The 22,909-nt window shown below is 68.2% G+C and carries 21 protein-coding genes, 2 tRNA genes and 1 riboswitch; of the genes, 4 read left to right on the top strand and 19 right to left on the bottom strand.

Going from position 1 to position 22,909, the window contains the following annotated elements; all coding sequences use genetic code 11:
* Positions 1 to 3: 3 nt before the first annotated feature.
* Positions 4 to 1,683, bottom strand: coding sequence for an IucA/IucC family protein (locus ACIBG5_RS03470; RefSeq protein WP_396389835.1), 1,680 nt, complete (start codon positions 1,681 to 1,683; stop codon positions 4 to 6).
* Positions 1,680 to 3,155: a pyridoxal phosphate-dependent decarboxylase family protein gene (locus tag ACIBG5_RS03465; protein ID WP_396389834.1), complete on the bottom strand. Its 1,476-nt coding sequence runs from the start codon at positions 3,153 to 3,155 to the stop codon at positions 1,680 to 1,682. The genes ACIBG5_RS03470 and ACIBG5_RS03465 overlap by 4 nt, the downstream gene beginning before the upstream one ends.
* Before the next feature lie 186 nt (positions 3,156 to 3,341).
* On the opposite strand from ACIBG5_RS03465, the gene ACIBG5_RS03460 reads away from it, so the two are divergent.
* A complete protein-coding gene (locus tag ACIBG5_RS03460) occupies positions 3,342 to 4,529 on the top strand; it encodes a tetratricopeptide repeat protein (RefSeq protein WP_396389833.1) in 1,188 nt (395 codons plus the stop codon).
* A 3-nt stretch (positions 4,530 to 4,532) separates the two neighbouring features.
* Here the strand turns inward: ACIBG5_RS03460 and ACIBG5_RS03455 are convergent, their stop codons facing one another.
* The 6 genes from ACIBG5_RS03455 to ACIBG5_RS03430 all read right to left on the bottom strand — a co-directional run bounded on the left by ACIBG5_RS03455 (position 4,533) and on the right by ACIBG5_RS03430 (position 10,963).
* Positions 4,533 to 6,863 carry a hypothetical protein gene (locus tag ACIBG5_RS03455; RefSeq protein WP_396389831.1) on the bottom strand — a complete coding sequence of 777 codons (2,331 nt, stop codon included), beginning with the start codon at positions 6,861 to 6,863 and terminating at the stop codon, positions 4,533 to 4,535.
* Positions 6,864 to 6,887: 24 nt separating this feature from the next.
* Positions 6,888 to 6,959, bottom strand: a tRNA-Gln gene (locus ACIBG5_RS03450).
* A gap of 40 nt (positions 6,960 to 6,999) precedes the next feature.
* Positions 7,000 to 7,071, bottom strand: a tRNA-Ser gene (locus tag ACIBG5_RS03445).
* A 67-nt stretch (positions 7,072 to 7,138) separates the two neighbouring features.
* Positions 7,139 to 8,440, bottom strand: a complete 1,302-nt coding sequence (locus ACIBG5_RS03440; protein WP_396389830.1) for a serine hydrolase domain-containing protein — start codon at positions 8,438 to 8,440, stop codon at positions 7,139 to 7,141.
* A 145-nt stretch (positions 8,441 to 8,585) separates the two neighbouring features.
* Entirely contained in the window at positions 8,586 to 9,572 is a 987-nt protein-coding gene (locus tag ACIBG5_RS03435; protein WP_396389829.1) for an FAD-dependent oxidoreductase, read from the bottom strand.
* Positions 9,569 to 10,963 carry a transcriptional regulator gene (locus ACIBG5_RS03430; RefSeq protein ID WP_396389828.1) on the bottom strand — a complete coding sequence of 465 codons (1,395 nt, stop codon included), beginning with the start codon at positions 10,961 to 10,963 and terminating at the stop codon, positions 9,569 to 9,571. Before ACIBG5_RS03430 ends, ACIBG5_RS03435 begins: the two co-directional genes overlap by 4 nt.
* A 539-nt stretch (positions 10,964 to 11,502) precedes the next feature.
* On the opposite strand from ACIBG5_RS03430, the gene ACIBG5_RS03425 reads away from it, so the two are divergent.
* The 3 genes from ACIBG5_RS03425 (at position 11,503) to ACIBG5_RS03415 (ending at position 12,959) form a co-directional block, all read left to right on the top strand.
* On the top strand, positions 11,503 to 11,817 hold the full coding sequence (locus tag ACIBG5_RS03425; protein WP_396389827.1) for a hypothetical protein: 315 nt from the start codon (positions 11,503 to 11,505) through the stop codon (positions 11,815 to 11,817).
* 488 nt (positions 11,818 to 12,305) lie between these two features.
* Positions 12,306 to 12,515: a hypothetical protein gene (locus ACIBG5_RS03420; RefSeq protein ID WP_360439827.1), complete on the top strand. Its 210-nt coding sequence runs from the start codon at positions 12,306 to 12,308 to the stop codon at positions 12,513 to 12,515.
* A gap of 21 nt (positions 12,516 to 12,536) precedes the next feature.
* A complete protein-coding gene (locus ACIBG5_RS03415; protein ID WP_396389826.1) occupies positions 12,537 to 12,959 on the top strand; it encodes a hypothetical protein in 423 nt (140 codons plus the stop codon).
* A 154-nt stretch (positions 12,960 to 13,113) separates the two neighbouring features.
* Here ACIBG5_RS03415 and gcvP read toward each other — a convergent pair whose 3' ends face one another.
* From gcvP to ACIBG5_RS03360, 11 genes are all read right to left on the bottom strand, one after another.
* Positions 13,114 to 15,960, bottom strand: a complete 2,847-nt coding sequence (gene gcvP / locus ACIBG5_RS03410; protein ID WP_396389825.1) for an aminomethyl-transferring glycine dehydrogenase — start codon at positions 15,958 to 15,960, stop codon at positions 13,114 to 13,116.
* Between the two features lie 78 nt (positions 15,961 to 16,038).
* A riboswitch (glycine riboswitch) is annotated at positions 16,039 to 16,128 on the bottom strand.
* Positions 16,129 to 16,143: 15 nt separating this feature from the next.
* Positions 16,144 to 17,037 (bottom strand): dihydrodipicolinate synthase family protein, encoded by an 894-nt coding sequence (locus tag ACIBG5_RS03405; RefSeq protein ID WP_396389824.1) that lies wholly within the window; start codon positions 17,035 to 17,037, stop codon positions 16,144 to 16,146.
* 16 nt (positions 17,038 to 17,053) lie between these two features.
* Complete coding sequence (locus tag ACIBG5_RS03400) at positions 17,054 to 17,668, bottom strand: MerR family transcriptional regulator (protein WP_396389823.1); 615 nt, start codon at positions 17,666 to 17,668, stop codon at positions 17,054 to 17,056.
* A 193-nt stretch (positions 17,669 to 17,861) separates the two neighbouring features.
* Entirely contained in the window at positions 17,862 to 18,356 is a 495-nt protein-coding gene (locus ACIBG5_RS03395) for a bifunctional nuclease family protein (RefSeq protein WP_396389822.1), read from the bottom strand.
* A 63-nt stretch (positions 18,357 to 18,419) separates the two neighbouring features.
* The gene (locus tag ACIBG5_RS03390; RefSeq protein ID WP_396389821.1) at positions 18,420 to 19,103 is read right to left on the bottom strand and encodes a MerR family transcriptional regulator; all 684 of its coding nucleotides are present in this window, start codon (positions 19,101 to 19,103) and stop codon (positions 18,420 to 18,422) included.
* On the bottom strand, positions 19,090 to 19,623 hold the full coding sequence (locus ACIBG5_RS03385; protein ID WP_396389820.1) for an FHA domain-containing protein: 534 nt from the start codon (positions 19,621 to 19,623) through the stop codon (positions 19,090 to 19,092). The genes ACIBG5_RS03390 and ACIBG5_RS03385 overlap by 14 nt, the downstream gene beginning before the upstream one ends.
* A gap of 145 nt (positions 19,624 to 19,768) precedes the next feature.
* Positions 19,769 to 20,152 carry a glycine cleavage system protein GcvH gene (gene gcvH / locus ACIBG5_RS03380; protein WP_396389819.1) on the bottom strand — a complete coding sequence of 128 codons (384 nt, stop codon included), beginning with the start codon at positions 20,150 to 20,152 and terminating at the stop codon, positions 19,769 to 19,771.
* A 25-nt stretch (positions 20,153 to 20,177) separates the two neighbouring features.
* A complete protein-coding gene (locus ACIBG5_RS03375; RefSeq protein ID WP_396389817.1) occupies positions 20,178 to 21,011 on the bottom strand; it encodes a DUF881 domain-containing protein in 834 nt (277 codons plus the stop codon).
* A 1-nt stretch (position 21,012) separates the two neighbouring features.
* Positions 21,013 to 21,345, bottom strand: coding sequence for a small basic family protein (locus tag ACIBG5_RS03370; protein ID WP_131352136.1), 333 nt, complete (start codon positions 21,343 to 21,345; stop codon positions 21,013 to 21,015).
* On the bottom strand, positions 21,342 to 22,193 hold the full coding sequence (locus ACIBG5_RS03365) for a DUF881 domain-containing protein (protein WP_396389816.1): 852 nt from the start codon (positions 22,191 to 22,193) through the stop codon (positions 21,342 to 21,344). The genes ACIBG5_RS03370 and ACIBG5_RS03365 overlap by 4 nt, the downstream gene beginning before the upstream one ends.
* Before the next feature lie 4 nt (positions 22,194 to 22,197).
* Positions 22,198 to 22,794, bottom strand: coding sequence for a CDP-alcohol phosphatidyltransferase family protein (locus ACIBG5_RS03360; protein ID WP_396389815.1), 597 nt, complete (start codon positions 22,792 to 22,794; stop codon positions 22,198 to 22,200).
* Between the last annotated feature and the right edge of the window lie 115 nt (positions 22,795 to 22,909).

Here is a 22,909-nt window from a genome sequence, read left to right as displayed (position 1 = left end):
ACCTCATCGGAGCGGGTTCGAGATGTCGAGGTAGACCGACTGAGCATCCAGCGGCGCGACCACCTCGTCGATGCCGCGCAGCCGGGTCATCATGTTCGCTTTGCACGGCAACGTGTCAGCCTCCAGCCAGCGGCGGGCCAGCCGGTCGCCATCCGGACCGGCAGCCATCAGCAACGGCAAGGCCAGCGTCAGCCGCTCACGCACCACACCGAGTAGCTCCGTCTCGTCCGCGACTCCGTCGACAGCCAGACAACCGACAACGGCCAGCGCCTGGTTGTGCAGCAGGTAGTACGTCAGCCTGTCATCCACGATGGCGTCCTCGACCACAGCCAGCGTGGAGTCCCGCAGCCCGGTCACACCGAGCAGTCCACGCAGGTACGACGAAGCCAGGTAGTAACCCTGGTTGTCGCGGTACGCACCGCCCTTGATCCGGCCCGCATTGTCTGTGCGCACCAGAGTGTTCTGCTGATGCGCCTCGAGGCCGATGCCTGTCTCGGCGTACAGGTGCAGCATCGGGATCAACAGGTTGTCGATGTACGACGCCGTCCAGCCGAGTGGATCGTCCGCGGCGTACTCGCTCAGCCGCGCCACTCCGCCTGGCCGTGGCGCGACTAGACCCGCCAAACATTGATAACTATTGACGTCTCTTGGCACTTCTCGTACAGCAACGTCAAGTCCAGTCAATGTCGGTCCACCCTCGTCAAGAGCAACCCACGCGGGGTCGCGGACGATGGAGAACCGCGGGTGTGCGGTCGCCGTACCGGCGTTGTAGGCCGCATCCAGCAGCCGGTTGATCTCCAGCCCGCGGCGCAACTCAGTAGGCGTCGATTCGCGTCGAGAGTTCGTGATGCGCAGACCGAGCGACAGCTTCAGCATCACGGACATGTCCGGATGAAACACAGTCCGCAGGCTCGAGGTCGGGTACCACTCCGCCCCCTGAGCTCCCAGAGCCTTCACACGACCGGCAGCGATCAGCTCAGCCACCCGCGGCCGCTGCATAACGGACGCCGCCTGCCACGGGTGGGCCGGGATCAGCACTCGGCCGGCCGACGGAGTGATACCGGCCAGCGCGCCCATCAGCTGCACAGCGTCCAGTCCCTGCAGCGAGGGCGCGCCGGCCACCTGGTCCGACGACACCAGTTCGGCGTCGGCCTCGAACCAGTGCACCGCGAAGCGGCCGCCGAGCTCCGGCGAGTACGCCGCCAGCTCGTCGCCGCTCAATCCGTCCCGGCTCTTCGGCGCCGGATGATTCAGGTGACCGAGCAGCAGCGCCTGCTCGACTTCCAGGAAACGACCCGGTCCGCGCTCACCGCCGGCCTCACCGACGAACCGCGCGACGTTGCGGACCGATTCCGCCGTACGCGCTGCCAGGTCGTCGATCTCGGCCGGGTCGATCTCGGCCGGGTCGGCGTCGGCCGACAGCACCCGGACCAGGTCCTCCGGAGCCGGCGGTACGCCGTCGAGCAGCACGTCGGTGAACTGGTGCAGCCCGGTCCGGGACGCGTGGTCCACCCGCGCGGTCACAGTCGAGTCGCCGACCGCCAGGGTCAGCGGACCGACGACGACCGGCACCGCCGTCTCCCGCGTGTAGCACCGCAGGATCGCGTTCAGATGAGCCGCAACAGCCGTCGCGAGCGACGACGTCGCCGAGGTCGACGGATCGGATGAGTTCGATGAGGTCACGCTGCTCCTTCGCCGCTCTCCGCCAGGACGTCGTAGCCGGTGGCCACGACCTGATCGAGGAGGTCCTCGATGTCCGTCGCGGTGGCATTCGGGTTCAGCAGCGTCAGCTTCAACGCGACCACTGCCGGGCGGCCGCCGCGGGCCGGCAGCTTGGTCCGGCCGATCAGCACCCGCCCGGACGTCAGCAACCGGCGCCGGACCTCACCCTGGAGAGCGTCCGCCGCGGCCGCCTCCAGGCCCTGCCCGGCGACCCGGAACAGCACCGTGGTCAGGGTCACCGGCGCCAGCAACTCGAGGTTGCTGTCGGCAACGACCCGGGCCGCGGCGGCGTGCGCGAGCTCGTGGCAGGTGTCGAGCATTGTGCCCAGTCCGGCTCGCCCGTACGCCGTCAGCGTGGTGGCGACTTTCACCGCGTCCGGGCGGCGGGTGGTCTGCAGACTGCGGCCGAGCAGCCCGTCCAGTCCGGAGTCGATGTCGTCGGCCGGGTTCAGGTAGTCGACCGAGCGGCCGAACGCGGCGAACCGGTTCCGGTCGGCCACCAGCAGCACGCTGGTCGCAGCCGGCTGCCAGCCGATCTTGTGCAGGTCGAGGGTGACCGAGTCCGCGTGGGCCAGGTCAGCCAGCAGCGGGGCGAGTCGGTCGGAGAACAGCGCCCCGAACCCGTACGCCGCGTCCACGTGCACCCAGGCGCCGTACTGCCGGGCGAGTTCGGCGATCGGCGCGATCGGGTCGATCGAGCCGAAGTCCGTCGTACCGGCCGTGGCGATCACGGCGACCGGCGTACGACCCGGCTTGGCCAACTCGTCAGCCAGTACGTCGGTACGCATCCGGAACTCCTCGTCGGAGGCGATCGTGATCGCCGCCTCCTCACCGAGCCCGAGGGCGGCGCAGGCTCGCTGGACCGAGAAGTGGGCGAGCTCCGAGCAGAACACGACCGGGTGATCGAGCCCATGTACGCCGTTCCGCCGTACGTCGATCCCGACTGCGGCGGCAGCGCTGTCGCGGGCGATCAGCACGGCCAGAAGGTTCGAGATCGAGCCGCCGGGGGTCAGTACACCGTCCGCCTCCGGACCGAAGCCGGCCAGCCCGGCCAGCGCCTTCACCACCCACTGCTCGATCGCGAGCGTCGCCGGACCGGAGTCATAGGTGTCCATCGACGCGTTGCTCGCGGACGCCAGCGCGTCGGCGTCGACCGCCACCTGCAGCACCGGCGGCTGCAGGTGGGCGGCCGCGTGCGGGTGGCTCAGGTCGATCCCGTGCTCATCGAGCAGCCCCGCAATGAGGTCGAGCGCGGCCGACTCACCCACCCCCGACGACGGCACCCGCGGCTCGCCCAGCACCTCGGCGGTCCGGCGCAGTACCTCCGCCGGCGATCCGTGCGGGAGCGGCCCTCGGTCACGATCGGACACAGTCGACGCGAACGGCCACGCGGAATCGAACGGGTTGCGCACAGGCGAGGGCAACGCGGTCACACGCGCAGGATGCGGCACCAGATCTCCCGGGAAAGTTATCGAGTAAGGCAAGCCTTACTAAGGCAGGCCTAACTTTTCTCCGCCTCACACACCGTGTCAACTCCACCACCCAAGGAGTGGGAATCGTCACGGTCACCGGCAACCGAACCGGCTCCCCACGCGTCGGATCCCACCAAGGGGGTGGGGATGATGGACAAACTGCGGCGGTACCCGATCCGCGTCCTGGGAGGCCTGGCAGCCGTTACCGGTCTGGTCCTGTGGATCGCCGGAATCGGACCCGGCAAGACGATCACGGTCATCGGTGCGTTCGTCGTCCTGCTGTTCGGCGACAGCGTCCGGTCGTTGTACCTCGGGCAAGCCATCGCCCAGTACAGATACGCCTCGAAGAGCTTCCGATCCGGGAAGCACGAGGACGCTGCCGACGAGGCGGCCCAAGCGGCCGTCAACTTGCGCAAACTCGGCTTCGTCCGACCGGCCGAGCTCAAACGGCTCGCCCCGGCGCTCAGTCTGCAGTGGGCAGCGCTGGAGAACCTCGACCGGCATGAGGATGCCGCCCTCGTCGCGGAGGAACTGGTCGCCGTCTACCGGACCGTCGGCGAGAACTACTGGGAACGCTTCTACCTCGCCGACGCGATGGAACGGCTCGAGACCAGCGTCAGCGAGCTCCCGGCCGACCGGGTCGGCGCCGAGGCCGACGAACTGCTGATGGCCCGCGCCGAGCTCGCCTACGAAGCGAACCGTAAGCACGCCCGGGCACTCGGTCTCGTCGCGGATCGGCACGTGAAGCTGCGTGAGTACGACGCGGCTCTGCCACTGCTCGTACAGGCGGCCGACATCCTCCGGCCGCTCGCAGCCGAGTATCCGGATCGACGCTCGTCACTCGTGGGCGCCTTGACCGACCTCGGCCACTGCCTGTCGGATCTGGACGAGCACGAGCGCGCGCAGGCGGCGTACGCGGAGGCGCTCGACGTCTCCCGCACGCTCGACGAGACGACGCCGACCGCCCAGATCCACCACCTGGTCAATCTGGCCGGCAGTCTCCGGGAGCTCCAGCGCTACGACGAAGCCGTGCCCAACGACGAGGCCGCCGTCGCGATCCTGCGAGCCAACCTGCGCAACGGCGACGACAACGAGAAGCTCGTCCTGGCACTCGGTCTGCTGGGTGACGACCTCCGGGCGGCCCACCGACTCGAGGACGCACTGGCGGCGTACCAGGAGGCCCTGACCGTCCGACGAACAACACCCGCACTCCAGACAGTGATCCAAACCCTCCGCGCACTAGGCCGCCCCGACGAAGCCCGCCCCCTGGAAGACGAACTACAAACCCGACCGAAGCCAGGCGTCTACACCCTGACAATCCCTCAGGCGAGGTAGGAGTCAGTCGCGCTGGGCCCAGTGTGGGCCGACACTCCAGCCGAGCAGGCGGCGCCCGTTCACGGCGACACGACCGGCCTGATCGAAGCGCTCCCCGGCGACGATCGCGGCCAAGCCCTCGACCGCCGGAACGAAGCGCGGACCGAGGACGGCCGCACGATCGCGCAGTCGACCGACTGCTTCGAGCTGGGCAGCCTGGTCGCAGAAACTCAGGAAGAAGATCCCCTGCCGCCAGCAGTACGCCGCGTTCTTGATCGCCTGAAGGCCGCTGACCCAGGTCGGTGCGGGCTGGGTCAACCGGCGTACGGACCACGCGAGGGCGCGCTCGGCGAGCTCGGGCCCGGCCTCCCGAACCCGGTCCGTCAGTCCCAGCGCGTCGACCAGGACGGCGAGGTTGTGCGTCGTGAGGATCTGGCTCTGCTCCAGAACCGCGCCGTTCGCGGCGACGCGGCTGCCCGATGCCTGCTCACTCGTGGCCTCCTGGGAACGACGCACGCACAGCTCTGCGAAGTCGTCTGCGGTGCCCTTCCCCCAGCGCTTCCTCCGTCGTCTTTCCACGTCCGGCCAGTCTCTCGGCAGGTCGTAGTACCGGGCGTACAGAGTCCCGTCGAGCAGTCGGCTCGCGATCGTCGCGGCATCCCGCCACTTCGTCGTGAACGTGCCCATGAAGATGTCCGCCGCGACCTCTTCGACCAGCGGCAGCCGGAGCCCGGCCTGGGTCGCCAGAGCACCCAGCTCGCGGGTCAACGGATTCGGCAGGATCGCCTGCGGGAACGACCCGAGCGCGAGCACGGTCGTCTCCCGGAGCGACTGCTCAGCGGCCCGGGCGGCTTCTGCACGCCGCTCGCGGAACGGCGACACCGCAGCGATCCACGGCAGTTCCTCGAACCGCACCTGATGCTCGAGGTTGAGCAGCAGCAGACTGCGCCGCCGCCGGAAGGCACCATAGGTCCGGGCGTACGCCGAGGCCAGCGCGGCATCGGCGATGTTCGCGGCCAGCAACTGCGACGTGACCTGCGGCAGCACGCGGGCCAGTACCTCGCCAGAACCGATCACTCCGCGCTCGACCAGCTCGCCGACCGGCGCCTCCAGTGCGCGCTCCGTCTTCGCCACCAGCTGCGTCGGAATCGGCCATCCCGGCGGCGCGAGCGATGCATCGTCCTCCGCGACATCGGCCTCGATCGGAGCGAGGGACGGCAGTCCGCCGTCGCCGGGGTACCTGTCCAGTCGGGCGCTCAGCACCTGGGCGAGCGCGGCATGGGTCGGCCGCGCGGCGACCGCGGCCTGCGTGGTGCGCAGCGCGGCGCGGACCTCCGATCCAGGCGCACCGTGTGCGGAGATGGTGTTGGCAAGCGCCCGCCGGATCCAGCCGACGTCGCGACCGGACAGCGCAGAGCTGTCTTCGGGGCATCGCTCGAGCGCACCCCGGAGCCGGGCGAAGTTGCTCTTCGGATGACGATGGCTGTCCGACAACCGGTGGACCTCGGCCGCAGCTCGGTAGTCCGACAGCCACTGCAGGCGGCGTTCTGCCCAGTCCGCGGGCCAGACCCGGCACGGCCAGTCCCCGGCGATCGACGTACCGGCTGTGTTGTTGTGCACCGCGGGCAATGCGCCCTCGACGGTGTCGCACCACAGCTCGACCAGCCGGTCGTACAGCGGGTTCCAGACGCGCAGGGTCTCGAGCATGGCGGCGATCGGCGGCCGGACTGTTGCCTGCCGCAACGAGTCTCGGACCTCGGAGACCGGCTGCAGCCGGACCACCGCACCGGACGGGGCCGAGACCGGTTCGAAGCGCGGGGTGAACCGGAGCCGGTGCATCAACGGACGGAGCTCGGCCACCAGGTCGAGCGCCGGTGCCACGTGGTCGTGATCGAGAAGCCAGCCGACGACCAGCAGCGCCGACTCCTCGGGTACGTCGACCCGGTACCGGCCGGTGCGCAGCGCGTGACGCGATTCGGCCAGCCCGTCGTCGCCGAGGTACCACAAGTTGAGCCGCTCCCGATCGGTCTCTCCCGGCGCATCGTCCGGGAGGTTCCGCAGCCGCTCCAGCTCGTCGTCGGTCAGCGGCGCCTCGGCCAGGAAGCGACCCGTCGCGAAACCACCGTGCGCGACTTCCAGCGTCACCCAGGCCGGAGTGTCCGCCACCGGAGTCCGGGAGCCGACCTCGAGCCGCCCGGTCGCGATCCCGTCGAGTACCGAGCGCCAGGTCTCGGCCCGGGCGATCGCACGCCGGCGGACCCGCGCGTCGTCGGCTGCCAGCGCACGCTCGACAGCCTGCCGCAACTGGCCGACCGCGTAGGCGGACGACGCCGTCAGCTGTGGTTCCTCCGGCACGAGGCCTCCCCGTTGTCTTGACAGACCTGGAGGCGAGGCTCGAACTCGCGCCTTCCCGGTTCAGAGCCGGGTGCTCTACCACTGAGCTACTCCAAGGTGGTACCGGCCGGCCCCGACCAGGGCCGGCCGGCCTTCGACATGGAGGCAGGACTCGAACCTGCGCCTTCCCGGTAAGCAGCCGGGTGATCTACCCCTGATCTACTCCATGCAGTGCCGCACAGGATACTCAGAGCGCAGGGCGTACGACGACCTGTTTGTCGTGGCCTGTGGACAACTCAGGCGCCGTAAGGGTTGCGGGTGAGGGTGAAGGTGGCGACGGTGAGGTGGGTGATGCGGGAGCCGTCGCGATGGACGCGGAGGGTTTCGCCGGCCAGGTAGCCGTCGCGGCCTTGGTAGAGGTCGCGGCCCAGTGGGGACAGCCGGGTGGTCAGGCCGCCGGTCATGGTGAGGATGCCTGCCGAGACGGAGATCGTGAGTGGGGTGTTGCCCCAGTACCAGTGCCCCAACAGGTCATCGCCCTGGGTGAGCGACGGCTCGGGCACCCATTCCTGCGGCAGGAACGGTTCGTGGGTGACGAGGATGCGCACGAGGTCCGGTGGCAGGGATGCGACCCGGCCGTACGTCGCGTTGCCCAACGTCACCGCACCCACGCGACGGGTCCGGTCGACGAACAGCCCGGCGAGGAATCCGGGCATCGAGCCGGTGTGCCCGATGAACAGCTGCGGATCGTCGGCGATCAGCCGGAGACCCAAGCCATAAGAAGCGGTCAGCTTCTCGCGTGGGTCCGAGGCCGCGGGCGACGCCATCTCCTCGACCGTGTCGCGGCTGAGGATCTCGTGCACGGGGTCGATCCAGAACATCGCGTACTTCGCCAGATCCTCGATCGTGCTCCACAACTGCCCCGCCGGCGCCATCGCTCCGGAGTCGTGAGCGGGTTCCTCCAGCAGCCGCCCACTGAACGGATGCACGGAGAAACCCTGGGCGGCGGGGTCCGACGGGAAGTACGACGTACGCCGCATCTCCAGCGGATCGAGAATGCGGGACTGCACCAGCTGAAGCCAGGACTCGCCCCGCAGCCGGGCCACGATCTCACCGAGCAGCGCGTAGCCGAGGTTCGAGTAGTGGTGCCGGCGGTCGGCCGGGCCGGCTGCCTGGGACTCGTCCATCGCCGCCGTCAGTTCGTCGAACGAGACGCCCGGATTGCGTTCCCACCAAGCGCCCTCGGGCTCGGCGTTCATGCCGCCGGAATGCGCGAGCAGGTGCCGCACGGTCCGGTCGCCGAACGCGATCCCCGGCAGATGCTTGCCCACGGCATCGTTCAGCGCGAGCAGCCCGTCATCGCGGCACTGCATCACCAGCATCGCGGTCATCGTCTTCGTGATCGACCCGATCCGATACTGCACATCCGGACCGGGCGCACAACCGTCCGCCGTCGCGAACTTCCCGCGCGACCCGGTCCACACCAGCGAACCGTCACGCACCACCCCCGCGTTGACCGAGGGCAACTTCCATTCGCTCTGCGCAGCGGCGATCTCGGCGTACAGAGCGTCGGCGGTAACAGGACGAACTGAAGTCACTCAGCGGCCTCCTAGGCGAAACTCGGACAGATCAGCGCGCGTGTCACCAGGCATTCGCAGCCCGGGAGCCGGTAGAACGCGTCCTGGCGACAGACTCATCGACATCCCGTCATATTAGGTGCAACCCCACGCTCGGCCTGGGGTGCTACGCCGGACGACCATCATCTGTGGCTCGAGCGACGTTGGCGAGAAGCGAGGCGACCTCCTGCGCGCACCCCCAGCTGAGACTCACGCCGGCGCCGCCGTGCCCATAGTTGTGGATAATCAGGCGTCCGACCGCTGATCGCTCGGCTTCGACACGGATCGCAGCTCTGGTCGGGCGTAGGCCGACTCGATGCTCGATGATCGTGGCCGCAGCGAGGCGGGGTTCGAGTCTCGCGCATCTGTCGACGATGGCGGCCGCGATTGCATCATCTGACCGGCGGTCCCAGACCTCAGGCTCGGCGGTTCCGCCAAGTACTACATGATCGCGGTGCGGGTAGATGGCGAGCAGGTCCACCGGATCTTCGGTGTCGGCTTCGAGGAATTCCGTCAGACCGGGATTCGTGGCCACGACGTGGTAGCCACGGATCGGAAAAAGGTCCGAGTCGGGAACGAGCCGCCTGGCGCCGATACCCGAACAGTTCACGATTACGGCGTGCGGATCCGCGCTTGCCTGGTTCAGCGCTGTCAACCGCTGGATGGTCACCGTCCCACCTGCAGCTCGCAGTCTGGCCAGTAGGTAGTCCAGGTGAACGGGCATGTCAACCAGCGGCGCGCTGTACCGGAAGCCGTGGCGGTAGCCAGGCGGAAGGGCCCCTGACGCGCACGGCGTCCGGTCAGGCAGCAGGCCGGCCCAGTCAGGTGGCTCGTAGCTCGTTCGGGACACCTCGATGCCAGTTGCCATCCGGACGCCTGAATTCGGGTGTTCGGCGAGTTCGCGCAGGATCTTCAGAGTGTGGGCGGCCCAAGGAAGGACGCGCTCACGCGGCTCGACCAGCCAGGGTCCCCAAAGTGCACCGGCCACGGCCGAGGTGGTCGCCCGTGGTGGCTCGGCCGCGACTACATCCACTCGGTGACCTGTCTCAGCAAGCCCGACAGCGGTGGTCAGCCCAATCACACCAGCACCCACGACGACAACATGCTGGATCATGACGCCGACGTCCTAGCGAGACAAGCTTCGAGCGAAGGCAGAAAGTCCCTGACGTACTCGTTGCGCTTGGATCGCCGCAGCCGCGCCGCGAGCCTACCGAGGACCTCGAGACTCCGACCGGAGCGCACTGTCGCGGTCCGCGCCACGGCTGTCCGTCCAAGAGCGCAGGCCTCCTCCAGGTTGCCCCGGCCGGCGGCCGCGGTAGCCAGCCAGGCCCCCTCGAAGAGCGCGCGGCGTTGCGCAGGTGTGGTGAGCGGACTGTCGTAAGCGCCGTCGCGGAGGAGCTTCTCTCCCTCGCGCAGCAGAGCACGGCCCGTTGACGCGTTGCCGCTGTCGGCGGCGAGCATCCCGGCGTGCGTCAGCGCGTAGCCGGCCTGCGTATCGAGGTGGCTCGGGGTCAGGAAGTACATCCAGGCAGGATCCTCGGCCCGGTCAGCTTCAGCAAGCACATCAAGAGCGCTCTTGTGGGCTTGTTCGAACGCGGGCATGTCACCCGCGATGGCATATCCGTAGGCGAGGCGGGTGTGGACTGATGCCTGAACGCTCGCCGGGGCGCGCCGCGCTATCTTGGCTGCAGATTCGCCCAGTGCCACCGCATCTGACGACTGCTCGCGGGTAGCGGCCTGGAAAGCCAGATCGGCCACGATGTGAGCGGCCATCGTCTTGTACCCGCACTCGTGAGCAGCCCGAAGGGCAGTGAGGAAGTAGCGCTGCGCCGGGCCGTGAAGGCCGGCGTCGAAGGCCATCCAACCAGCCAACTGGCCGATCTCGCTGAGTGCGGAAAGCAGGCGAGTCTCGATCGAACGTGGCTGTCCACCTTGGCGCACCAGCAATGCGACGGAGCGGAACTGTGCGCCCACGTACTCGAGATGACCACCACCTCCGCTGGCGTCGTCCAACCGTTGGAGCAACGGGATTGTCTGCTCGATCTGCTCAATCAGCGGACTATCTGTGGCGGCACGGGCGAACTCGTGTGCAGCCTTCCCTGCCCCCAAGTAGTCGCCTGGAATCGATGTAAGGCCAGCGCCGGAAATCGCCAGAAAGGTTCGTCTGTCCAACAACCCTGTCACCACCCAGTCGTCGATAGCCCTGAGAGTGCCAGCTCGAGTCCAAGGCTGGCGCATACCCGCGTCTGCTGCGATCACCAACGGCGAGTCCACTGCGCGCCTTTGCCAGAGCTCATTGACCGTCACCAATCGGCCAAGCTCGGAGGACAAGAGATGCGCTACGAGAGCGGGCAGAGGCGGCCGAGGCACGCCGCCCGAGTCTCGCCAGTGGTAGGGCGCTGTCTCCGCGACCGTTCCCGCGCCGAAATCTCGGTTGAGACGGCGCGCCAACATACGAGGTGACCAGCTCAGCTGCCGCAGAAGCTCGTCCAGAACCTCGTTCACAAGCGCACCATCTCCCCAACCTCGCCTTGCACATTCTCGCAGAAGTTGACGCTTTTGACGCGGCTAATACCTCTCCGTAACCGTCGCTCTGACGGAGTCTAGGACCCATCGGCCGGAGCGCCTGGCATGGCGCAGACCCCGCGAGCGGCAGAGCCCAGGGCATGCCGTTGGAGAAGGAAGGACGAACTGTGACGGCAGCCTTGTTCATCGCCCGGTGTATCACCACAGGTCTGACGATTCCGATGGCGAGCGAGTGCTGCGAGAGCTCGGTGGCGGGGACCAGTGACGACCAGGGCCTGACGGCGAAGTGTCCAGCTGGGCTTCATCCAGGTCGAAGAGATCGAGTCCCCGGAGGCACTTCACGCCTGCTGGCCGCCGTGAGCGGTGACGACCAGCCGATGATCGTCGCGTCCGCCATCGATCATTTCGAGGTCGGGTGCGGACGCAGCGGGACTTGCCGAACGTCTGGAATCGAACGGTCTCGCGAGCGTCGTCGGCAGACGACCTCACGGTTCGAACGGCTCCAGGAGGGGTCAGAGATGTCGGCTCTCGGATTCATGTCGATGCTCTTCGTGAGAAACACCGGCGAGCTCTTGGCAACACACCGAAGGCTGATCGCTTGTGCCTCTGCCAGCGGATATCGGCTTGGAAAGGTGTATGTCCAGAGCCCCGGCCCGCCGGATGCGGTGTTCGACCTCCTGGGTTCGCTACTGGAGTCCGATGGTCTACCGCTCGTTGTACCGACCTTGCACCACTTGGCAGTTCTCGGCAATCCACTGGAGATACGCGATCACCTCCTGCGCAGCGACCATCAGGTGCTGATCGCCATCGATCCGGCGGAGCGGACGTGCTGAGAGGGGCACCTCTGTCTCCTCGCGTCCCCTGCGCTCCGCCTCCGTTCCGCCGTTCCATTGGGAGCAGCTCGCCGACGACCTCACCAACTGGTGAGCCGATTCCCTTCCGAAGCTCCACCCATACCAGATCGGAGAACGCGACGATGTCCGCCATTCAGCAGCTCAAACAGAAGCTGCACCAGGTCCACGTCGCCGCCAACCTCATCCCAGGGACCTCCGCTGGCCGCCAGAACAACCAGGTCGCGAGACAGTTTGTGCAGGCTGGCGCGCTGGCACACGCGCTGGCGCTCGTAGCGATGGTTGTACCTACAGTCAAAGCCTGCGCAGCCGACACTCCTCGGCCCGGCTCAGGCTCGACATCGATCCATTCCTGTTCGCCGAACTACACCGACGAGAACAAGCTGGGACGGTTGTCGATCCAGCAGAAGGGCCCGGGAACGTCTATTCAATGGGGAACGTACCCGAAGCTGCCCGCTGATCGATACGTGGTGAGCATCCACGTGGGCTCGAAGAAGGTCGACGGCAAGAGGCAGAGCTACCCGCCGCACGGCTCGCTGCCCGCCAGGACGTGGGACAAGTCGAAGAATCGGTACATCCGGACGTACAACCCGGGCCAGATCTTCAAGATCACTGGTACGTCGTACAACACCAAGGGTGCGGTCGTGCAGACGTTCTTCATCAAGTGCAAACTGGTGTGACTAGACGACCTGGGAGCTGTCATGGACATCTGGACCGAGAGCGAGACAGGGGCCGCGTGCGCCTTCGTCGCTGATCGGCTGAATGCCGACTTTGCCGGGACCGGACTGCAGAAGGTTGAGATCCGGGCTGACCGCGCCTGGACCGGAACGCCTGATGACAACCTCATCGTGACCGCCGGCGGACATGAGTTCCCACTCGACGTCGGGAGGGGCGGCGTGGAGCAGGCATGCGCCTTCGCCGCATTCCAACTACAAGACGACGCGATGGGCGAGCTGAACCGGCCCTGGCCCGAGCTGGTCAGTTCGACCGGAGAGTCGATAGGCATCCTCACGGCTCCCGCCGAGGTTCATGGCATCGCAGTATGGGAGCTGGTCGGCAACCCCTTCTGCGCCGTTGGACACCTGCACCGAGCGGTCGAATCCGCCGGGTGGCGGATCAAGTAGCCGACGTGCCGAGCAAACGGCCAGTGATGCGCTCTCACTGGCAGGTAATGTCGCCGATAGCGCACTACAGCCCGCCAGCAGGCAGAGATCGCGCTATCGATGCCCTCGGCAACCAACTGGTGTCCACGGATTCAGGTCTAGCCCCGGCCGTCATTTACTCAAAGGCCTCCGGGGCGGGGCAGGAGCAGATGAGGTTGCGGTCGCCGTAGGCGCCGTCGATGCGGCGGACCGGCGGCCAGTACTTCGAGGTGCGGTCGACCGAGCGCGGGAACGCCGCCTCCTCGCGGGTGTAGGCGTGGTCCCACTTGTCGTTGATCACCGACTCGGCGGTGTGCGGCGAGTTCACCAGCGGGTTGTCACCGGCCGGCCACTCCCCCGCTGCGACGCGGTCGATCTCGTGCCGGATCGCGATCATCGCGTCGCAGAACCGGTCGAGTTCGCCGAGGTCCTCGGACTCGGTGGGCTCCACCATCAGCGTGCCCGCGACCGGGAACGACATGGTCGGTGCGTGGAAGCCGTAGTCGATCAGCCGCTTCGCGACGTCGTCGACGCTGATCCCGGTCTCCTTGGTCATCGGCCGCAGATCCAGGATGCACTCGTGCGCGACCAGGCCGTTCTCGCCGGTGTAGAGCACCGGGAAGGCACCCTCGAGCCGCTTCGCCACGTAGTTCGCCGTCAGTACGGCGGCCTTGGTCGCGGCGGTCAGGCCCTCGGCACCCATCATCCGGATGTAGGCCCAGGAGATCGCCAGTACGCCGGCCGAACCGAACGGCGCCGCGCTGATCGGGCCGACACCGGACTGCGGCCCGGCCTCGTCCAGCAGCGGGTGGTTCGGCAGGTACGGCGCCAGGTGCGCGGCCACGGCCACTGGGCCGACGCCCGGACCACCACCGCCGTGCGGGATGCAGAACGTCTTGTGCAGGTTCAGGTGGCTGACGTCGCCGCCGAACTCCCCGGGCTTCGCCAGCCCCAGGAGAGCGTTCAGGTTCGCGCCGTCGACGTACACCTGGCCGCCATGGTCGTGGACGATCTGGCAGACCTCGCGAACGCTCTCCTCGTAGACCCCGTGTGTCGAGGGGTACGTGATCATGATGGCCGCAAGCTTCGGCGCATGCTCGGACGCCTTCGCCCGCAGGTCGGACAGGTCGATCGTGCCGTCGGCGTTGCCCTTGACAACGACCACCTTCATGCCGGCCATCACCGCGGACGCGGCGTTGGTGCCGTGCGCACTGGCCGGGATCAGGCAGACGTTGCGGTCCTGATCGCCCTGCGCCCGGTGGTATCCGCGGATCGCGAGCAGACCGGCCAGCTCACCCTGGGAGCCCGCATTCGGCTGGATCGAGACCTTCGCGTAGCCGGTGACCTCGGCCAGCCAGCGCTCCAACTGACCGATCAGCTTCACGTACCCGGCCGCGTCCTCGATCGGGGCGAACGGGTGCACATCGGCGAACTCCGGCCAGGTGACCGGCTCCATCTCGGTGGTCGCGTTCAGCTTCATCGTGCACGAGCCGAGCGGGATCATGCCGCGGTCGAGCGCGTAGTCGTAGTCGGACAGCTTGCGCATGTACCGCAGCATCGCCGTCTCGGACCGGTGCGTGTTGAACACCGGGTGCGTCAGGTACTCCGTCGTACGGCGAACCGCCTCGGGCAGACCGGCCGCCTCGACGGAACCGTCGTACCGGACGCCGAAGGACACGCAGACCCGGGTCAGCGCGGCGACGTCGGTCTTCTCGTCGCAGGAGATGCCGACGTGGTCCGCGTCGACGAGGCGCAGCCAGATTCCGTTCTGCCGGGCGGCGTCGACGACGTCGGCGGCTCGACCGGGGACGCGCGCGAGCACGGTGTCGAAGAAGGCGCCGTGGACAACCTCCACACCACCGGCGCGCAGCGACGCGGCCAGCTTGCCCGCGTACTCGTGGACACGGTCGGCGATCGCCTTCAGGCCGTCCGGCCCGTGGTAGACGGCATACATCGACGCGACCACGGCGAGCAGGACCTGCGCCGTACAGATGTTGGAGGTCGCCTTCTCGCGGCGGATGTGCTGCTCGCGGGTCTGCAGCGCCAGCCGGTACGCCGGTGCGCCGTCAGCGTCCACGGAGACACCGACCAAGCGACCGGGCAACGACCGCTCGAGACCGGCCCGGACGGACATGAAGCCGGCGTGCGGGCCGCCGTAGAACAGCGGTACGCCGAAGCGCTGGGACGAGCCGATCACAATGTCGGCGCCGGCCTTACCCGGTGCCTCCAGCAACGTCAGCGCGAGCAGATCCGAGGCGACCGCTACCAGGGTCTCGCGCTCGTGCGCGGCGGAGATCAGCGGCTTCAGGTCGCGGACCACACCGCCGGCACCCGGGTACTGCACCAGGAAACCGAAGAAGTCGCCGTCGGGCAGACCGTCGGTGGTGTCCGCGACGACCACCTCGATACCGAGCGCCTCAGCGCGGGTCCGCACCACGGCGATGGTCTGGTCGAAGCAGTCGGCGTCGACCAGGAAGCGGTCGGACTTGCTCTTCTTGTTCGACCGGTGCGCCAGCGTCATCGCCTCGGCGGCCGCGGTCCCCTCGTCCAGCAGCGACGCGTTCGCGGTCGGCAGGCCGGTCAGGTCGGACACGACGGTCTGGAAGTTCAGCAGCGCCTCGAGCCGACCCTGGGAGATCTCCGGCTGGTACGGCGTGTACGCGGTGTACCAGGCTGGGTTCTCGACCAGGCGACGGACGATCACCGACGGGGTGAAGGTGCCGTAGTACCCCTGGCCGATCATCGAAGTGGCCACGGTGTTGCGGGCGGCGAGCTGGCGGAGCTCGGTCAGCGCGTCGACCTCGGAGGCCGGTTCGGGCAGCCGGAGCGCCTCGGTGGACCGGATCGACTCCGGTACGGCGGCGTCCACGAGCGCGTCGACGTCGTCGTACCCGAGCAGCTGCACCATCCGGGCGACCTCGTCCGGCCGTGGTCCGATGTGCCGGTCGGCGAACGCCGCAGAGATCTGGGGTGAGTTGTTCATCAAAGAGGCTCCGTTGCTGACAGTGCTTCCGGTCGCCTCCCCCTCTGTCACGCCGAGCAATGCACGCTCCAGAGTCGCCTGTGACACTCGGTCCATGGGCCTGAGAGGTTCCGGGGAGGAATTGCCCCTTCGGCGCCCGATCGCACGGGTCTCTCCCGAGTGCTGTGAACGGCTGTCCCGAGGCTACCAGGAATCCGCGAAGAGTTCGGGCAGCAGCCGCCGTGCGTCGGGACGAGCGGCCTCGACGTGCTCCTGGGTCGCCGACACCATCGGCCACCGAACCCGCGTACCGACGTCCGCCCAGTCCCCCACCGCGGCCAGGAACTTGTCCAGTGCCGGGTTCGACAACCCCGCCTTCTGCAGCGGTACGACGTGCTGCCCGAAGAACTCGCCGATCCGGCGTTCGACGTCCACATCGCGGGCGTGCTCCACCGAGCCGTTGGGCGAGAGCGCCGCGACGTTCGAGTAGCTGCCATGTGCACCGAGTAACGACATGCTCGCGAGGAAGTGCCCTGGCACGAAGATGGACAGGCCGGACTTCAGCGCCTGCTCGAACCATGCCTTGTCCCCACCGGCGGACTTCAGACCGATCAGACTCGGCACGGCGGCGGCCAGCGACGTCAGCAGTTCTGGACGCACCGGGGTCTTCGCATGCGGTGGGTTGTAGAGGACGAGCGGCACGTCACCGGCGGTGTCCGCGACGCGCCGGAGGAAGTCGAGCGCCTCCCGGTCGTTCAAGGGCAGCCAGTCGGGCAGGATCACCTGGATCGCACCAGGTGCCAGCGCGGCGGCTCGACGTACGCGATCCAACTGCAGCTGGGCGGACGGGTGGCTCGCGCCGATCTGGAACGGCTTGCCCGCTCCCGCGAGCAGCTCGTTGATCCGGTCGAACTCGTCCTCGGTCAGCGTTTGGAACTCGCCCGCCGTGCCGTGCGCATACAAGCCGTCCAACTGACTGGCGCCCAGCACATCTACTTGAGCCTGCAGACGCGCGAAGTCGATGGAGTCGTCGGCGTTGAGGGGCAACAACACAGTGGCCCACACACCGCGCAGCGAATCGGCGGTGAGTGGGCGCACAGGATTTAGGAAGATCTCAGCCGGTCATGCGGGCGCGGCGGCGAGCCGCGAGTTCATCATTCGCGTGCTGATCGCCGTCCTCATGACCGTCGGCCCGCTCGGTGGGCAGCTCGGACAGCGAGCCCTCGACCTCGCGCCAGACACCGCCGAGGGCGATGCCGAACACCCCCTGGCCGCCGGCCAGCAGATCGATCACCTCGTCCGGCGAGGTGCACATGTAGACCGAGGCGCCGTCGCTCATCAGCGTGATCTGGGTCAGGTCGTCGATGCCGCGCTTGCTCAGGTGGGCGATCGCGGTCCGGATCTGCTGCAGCGAGATCCCGGCGTCCAGCAGCCGCTTGATCACCTTCAGCAACAGGACATCACGGAAACCGTACAACCGCTGCGTCCCGGAACCGGTCGCCGGGCGCACGGACGGGGAGACCAGGCCGGTGCGGGCCCAGTAGTCGAGCTGACGGTAGGTGATCCCGGCCGCATGGCACGCCGTCGGTCCGCGGAACCCGACATCTTCCGGCATCGGCCGCAGGTCGTCGTCGAAGAGCAGGCCCTGGACGCCGGCGGCAGCGACCGCCTCGGCGCGTGCTTCGGACGTCGACTGCGCCGTCAGATCCGTGTCGCCGGTGCGTGTCACGCCTGAGCCTCCCTGGGTACCGACTGGAACGGGTCACTTCCGTGGAGTGACAACACCCCACAACTCCTTCAAGGTAAGCCGCCGACCAGGGAGGGTCAACGACAACCGCACCGAGCCGTGAGCGTGTCGCGGTTGCCGCTCGAATCGTTACCTACCTGGTCTTGTACCACGCGGGTCAAAACCAGCCCGGTCCTCAGCTCTTGTCGAAGTCCTCCGGAGTCACCTGGTCGAGGAACTCACGGAACCGCTCGACCTCCTCTTCCTCCTCCACCTCGTCGGTGTTGTTCGTCTCACTGTCCGGAACCGGGATGCCCGCCTCGGCCAGAATCTCCTCGGTGCAGAACACCGGTGTCCCGGTGCGCAGCGCCAGCGCGATCGAGTCCGACGGCCGGGCCGAGATCTCGGTCTTGTCGTCGAACACCAGGATCGCCTCGAACACGCCATCGGTCAGATTCACGATCCGGACCTGACTGAGCGTGTGCCCGAGCACTCGCAGGGTCTCGGCGAACAGATCGTGCGTCAACGGCCGCGGCGGCTCCATGCCCTGCTGGGCGAAGGCGATCGCGCTGGCCTCGGCCGCGCCGATCCAGATCGGCAGGTACCGCTCTCCGCCGACCTCCCGGAGCAGCACAATCGGCTGACTCGAGGGCATCTCAACCCGGACTCCGACCACGTCGACTTCGCGCACACCTTCAGCCTACTCCGCGGGGCAGGCCCGGGCAGTCCCCGGCGGGTGCCGTGGCCGATGGGCTCAGTGTGGTAGGCGGGAGCGGACCAGGGCGGCATGCAACCGGACCGCCAGCGCCGCGAGCTCGCCGGTCTGTTCGGTACGGCGTGGCCCGGTGACCTGCTCGATCAGGCCGGCCTCGCGGTCGGCCGCCGTACGGAACAGGCGCAGGTGCCGTGGCTCGATCCCGTAGCCGGCCAGTTCACCGGCCAGCTTGGCGACCAGGATCGCGTCGCCGTCGTAGTGGTTGCCGCGGGCCACCACCAGCCCGTGGCTCTCGACCTGGTCGAGCAACTCGGCGGAAATGCCCGCGGCGGCTCGCAGTTCGTCCCGGGTCAGCTTGAGCTCGATGCCCGCGGCACCGAAATCCTCCGCGACCGGCAGACCGGGCGTCTCCGGCAACGAACCCGGCGCGACCGGAGGACCCCCGGGCGCCGGGCGCAGGCCGCGGTCGATCGCGCCGAGATGTTCCTTGATCACCTTCAGTGGCAGGTACTGGTCGCGTTGCGCGGTCAGCACATAACGCAGCCGCTCGACATCGGCCGAGCTGAACTTCCGGTAGCCCGAGGCGGTCCGGGCCGGCGTCACCAGCCCCTCGGCCTCGAGGAACCGGATCTTCGAAATGGTGACGTCGGCGAACTCGGCCCGCAGGAGCTGCAGCACCTCCCCGATGCCGCGGCCTTCGGCGGACGATTCAGGCTTGGCCACTGGCGTAGTACACCAAGCGGTACTTGCCGATCTGGACCTCGTCGCCGTTGGTCAGCAGGACCTCGTCGATCCGGTCGCGGTTCACGTAGGTCCCGTTCAGGCTGCCCACGTCGCGCACCTTGACGCCGTACGGGTCCCGGCGGAACTCCGCGTGCCGGCGGGACACGGTGACGTCGTCGAGGAAGATGTCGCTGTCCGGGTGCCGGCCGGCGGTGACCACGTCGACGTCGAGCAGGAACCGGCTGCCGGCGTTCGGACCGCGCTGGACGATCAGCAGGGCAGAGCCGGCCGGCAGTGCGCCGACCGCGGCCTCGTCCTCCAGCGACAGCGGCTCGCCGGCCCGCTCGGGCTCCGGCTCGGCGCCGATCGGGGTCAGCATCGCTGTGTCGGTGACACCGGGGGTCGGCGGCGTCGCCGGGGCTGCCGCCGGGCGATCCGCGCCAGGAAGCATCGCTCCGCACTGCGAACAGAACCGGCTGCCCTCGGAGTTCTCGTGCCCGCACTGGTTGCAGAACGGCATGCTGTGATCCTCCCGATCGCCGGCGGTCCGGCGACGTTTTCGTAGACCCCGTATGAACAAGTGTGGACGCAGATTCGCGGACCTCAACCCTCGACCAGCGGTTGAGGTCCGGCCAACCTATCAGGAGCCGGCAAGCCGGCTCCGGTCAACTCCGGTCGAGCTGACCCAGGTAGGTCTCGGCGTCCATCAGCGCCTCGACCTCGGCGGTGTCCTCGACGTCGATGTCGAGCAGCCAGCCCTCGCCGTACGGGTCGCTGTTGACGAGGTCCGGCTGGTCGGCGAGCGACTCGTTGACCGCGGTCACCGTGCCGTTCACCGGGGCGAACAAGTCGCTCACGCTCTTGGTCGACTCCAGCTCGCCACAGGCGTCACCGGCCCGTACGGCGCTGCCCACCTCGGGCAGCTGGACGTAGACGATGTCACCAAGCGCGTCCTGCGCGAAGTCGGTGATGCCGACCCGCACCGGGGCGTCGCCGCCGGCCTTCACCCATTCGTGCTCGGCCGTGTACTTCAGGTCTTCGGGATACACCTTCGTTCCTCTTTCGCTCGAACAGCTACTTGGTCGGGCTGGGCGCCGGGCGAGCGTAGCGATGCTCCTCCGCGGCGTGCAAGGCGGTGATCTGGACCTGCGGAACCTCGGTCACCTCGGCTGTTCCGCCGACCTGCGGACCGGTCACCTCACTGACCAGGCCGCCGGGGAAGTTGGCCGCCTCGGCCAGATTGTGCGACTCCCCGATCGCCTCGATCACGTACGGCGAGTTCAGCTTCTGGCCGTCGATCCGGATTCCCGGGGCGTCGTCGACGAAGTCCGTACTCGCGACCACCCGGGCGGCGCCGTTGATCTGGATCGCCTCGGCGCCGGCGTCGCGCAGTTCCTCGATCGCGTCCAGCAGGTTGCTCGATGTCATCTTCGCCTCGGGGTCGTTCAGCGTGATGCGGACTCCCGGGCCCTGGGCGGGCAGTGTGCCGGCCAGGATGCCGAGCGTGCGGACCTGGGCTTCGGCCTGCTCGCGGGCGGTCTGGGCCTTGTCCGCACTCGAGGACAGCGAATTCTTCCGCTCCTCCAGCTCGGCGATCTCGCTCTCCAGCCGGCGGGTGTTCTGCCCCAGGCCGTCCAGGATCGCGATCAGGTCCTCACGGCGCGCGTTCTGGTACCCGTCGTCGGCGCGGTTGACCCGGACCTGGACGACGGCCACGCAGGCGACCAGCGCCAGTACGACGGCGACGATCGCCTGGCCGCGGGACGGCTTGAACCCGGTCCGCAGCCGGCGCAGTGCCAGGTTCGGCGTCCGGGGCTTGGGCTTGGCCTGCGGCATCGGGGTCGGCTCGTCCGGATGCGGCTGCTCGACCGGGTCCGGCTTGTTGGTCTCGGGGGTGTCGTCGCTCATGTCAGGCCCGGAAGATGTGCCGCCGGATCGCGGCCATGTTGGTGAAGATGCGGATGCCCAGGACGACGACCACGCCGGTGGACAGCTGGGAGCCGACGCCGAGCTGGTCGCCGAGGTAGACGATCAGCGCCGCGATCAGCACGTTGGACACGAACGACACGACGAACACCTTGTCGTCGAAGATCCCGTCCAGGAACGCGCGCAGCGCCCCGAACACGGCGTCGAGCGCGGCCACCACCGCGATCGGCAGGTAGGGCTGGGCCCACTCCGGGACATCGGGCGCGACCAGCAGGCCGATCACGACACCGATCACCAGTCCGAGTACGGCGATCATCTCGGTCCACTCACCTTCGCGTATCGCAGCGCGATGGTCGCATCGGCCGGCACCAGCAAGGAGTCCTCCGTCGTGATCGTCATCCGGACATCGAAGTTGCTGACCAGGTACTGCACCCACTGGCCGCCCGAGCTCTGCGAGAACCGGGCCGGCATGGTCGTGGTGTCACCGATCGCGAGCACCGTGTACGGCGGGGTGAGCGAGCTGTAGTCGACCGTGATCGCACTCCCGGCGCCGCGGATCGCGGTCATCGAGGTCAGCCGGTGACCGTTCACCGAGATCGCCTCGGCGCCCGCGGTCCACAGCCCGTTGACCAGCTGCTGCAGGTCGACGTCGAGCAGCCGGCCCTCTTTGTCGGCGTCCTTCGCGTCGTCGATGACCGCCTTGATCCCCGGCCCGGTGGCCGCGATCGCGCCGGTCTGCAGCTCGACGGCGTCCAGCTGCTGCTGCAGCACCGCGCCCGAGCTCGTGTTGCTCAGTGCACTCGCCTGCAACCGGCGTACCTCGTCGGCCAACTGCGACTGCCGGGTGCGCAGGCCGTTCAGCTGGGTGTCGGCCTGGTTGATCCGGGTGATCAGCTCTCTGCGCTGCTTCTCCGCCTCGGGCGCGCTGCGGTAGTTCTGCGAGGCCGCGACCGCGAGGAGGAACCCGAGGACGAGCAGAGCCACCACCAGCATCACGCGGTGCCGGGTCTTCGCCGGGCGGCCGTCCTGTTTCGGGCGGGTCCGGGCCGCCACGGCGTACCCCTCGTCGAGCGGGTGGGCCATGAGGTTGTTCAGCAGCGACATCGACGCGTCGACGCGCCGCGGCTTGGGTGGGCCCTCTTTCGGTGGCGCTGACTGGGTCACGGTTCTACCCGGCCGGGTCGTTGATCGGTTTCACCGTCTGGACGAGGTGGCGGAGCTGGGCGAAGTACAGGACACCGGCCCAGTAGTACAGCCCGGTCCCCCAGATCGCGAACGCCCAGCCGAACACCCTGGCGAGCAGGTTGAGGGTGCTGTCGCCGTCACCGAGCAGGAGCAGCGGGAACGCGTACAGCAGGCAGAAGGTGGCCGACTTGCCGAGGAAGTGCACCGGCAGCGCGTTGAAGCCGCGGCGGTGCAGCGCCGGCAGGGTGAAGGTGAGCAGCAGGTCCCGCAGCGGCAGCGCGATCGCCAGCCACCACGGGATGATGTCGCGCAGTGCCAGGCCGATCACTGTGGCGAAGATGTAGAGCCGGTCCGCGACCGGGTCGAGCATCTGCCCGAGCCGGGTCGTCTGGTTCATCCGCCGGGCGATCTGGCCGTCGGCCCAGTCGGTGAACCCGGACACGGCCAGCACCAGCAGCGCCCAGCCGTCCTCCTGCGGCCCGAGGATCAGCCACAGGAACAGCGGCACTCCCAGCAACCGGAGGAAGCTGAGCGCGTTCGGGATCGTGAGTACCCGATCGGACACTTCCACATCCGGCACGCGACCCCTCCCTCTCACCCTGGATACCGGTCGTAACTGTACTTGGGCGGCCGGACAGGTTTACGCCCGGCCATCCCGGGGCATGCCCCAACATTCCCCTGATACCAGAACGCGA

The sequence above is a fragment of the Kribbella sp. NPDC050241 genome, from assembly GCF_044459685.1.
Taxonomy (GTDB): Bacteria; Actinomycetota; Actinomycetes; order Propionibacteriales; family Kribbellaceae; genus Kribbella.
This window is presented reverse-complemented; position numbering and strand designations above follow the sequence as displayed.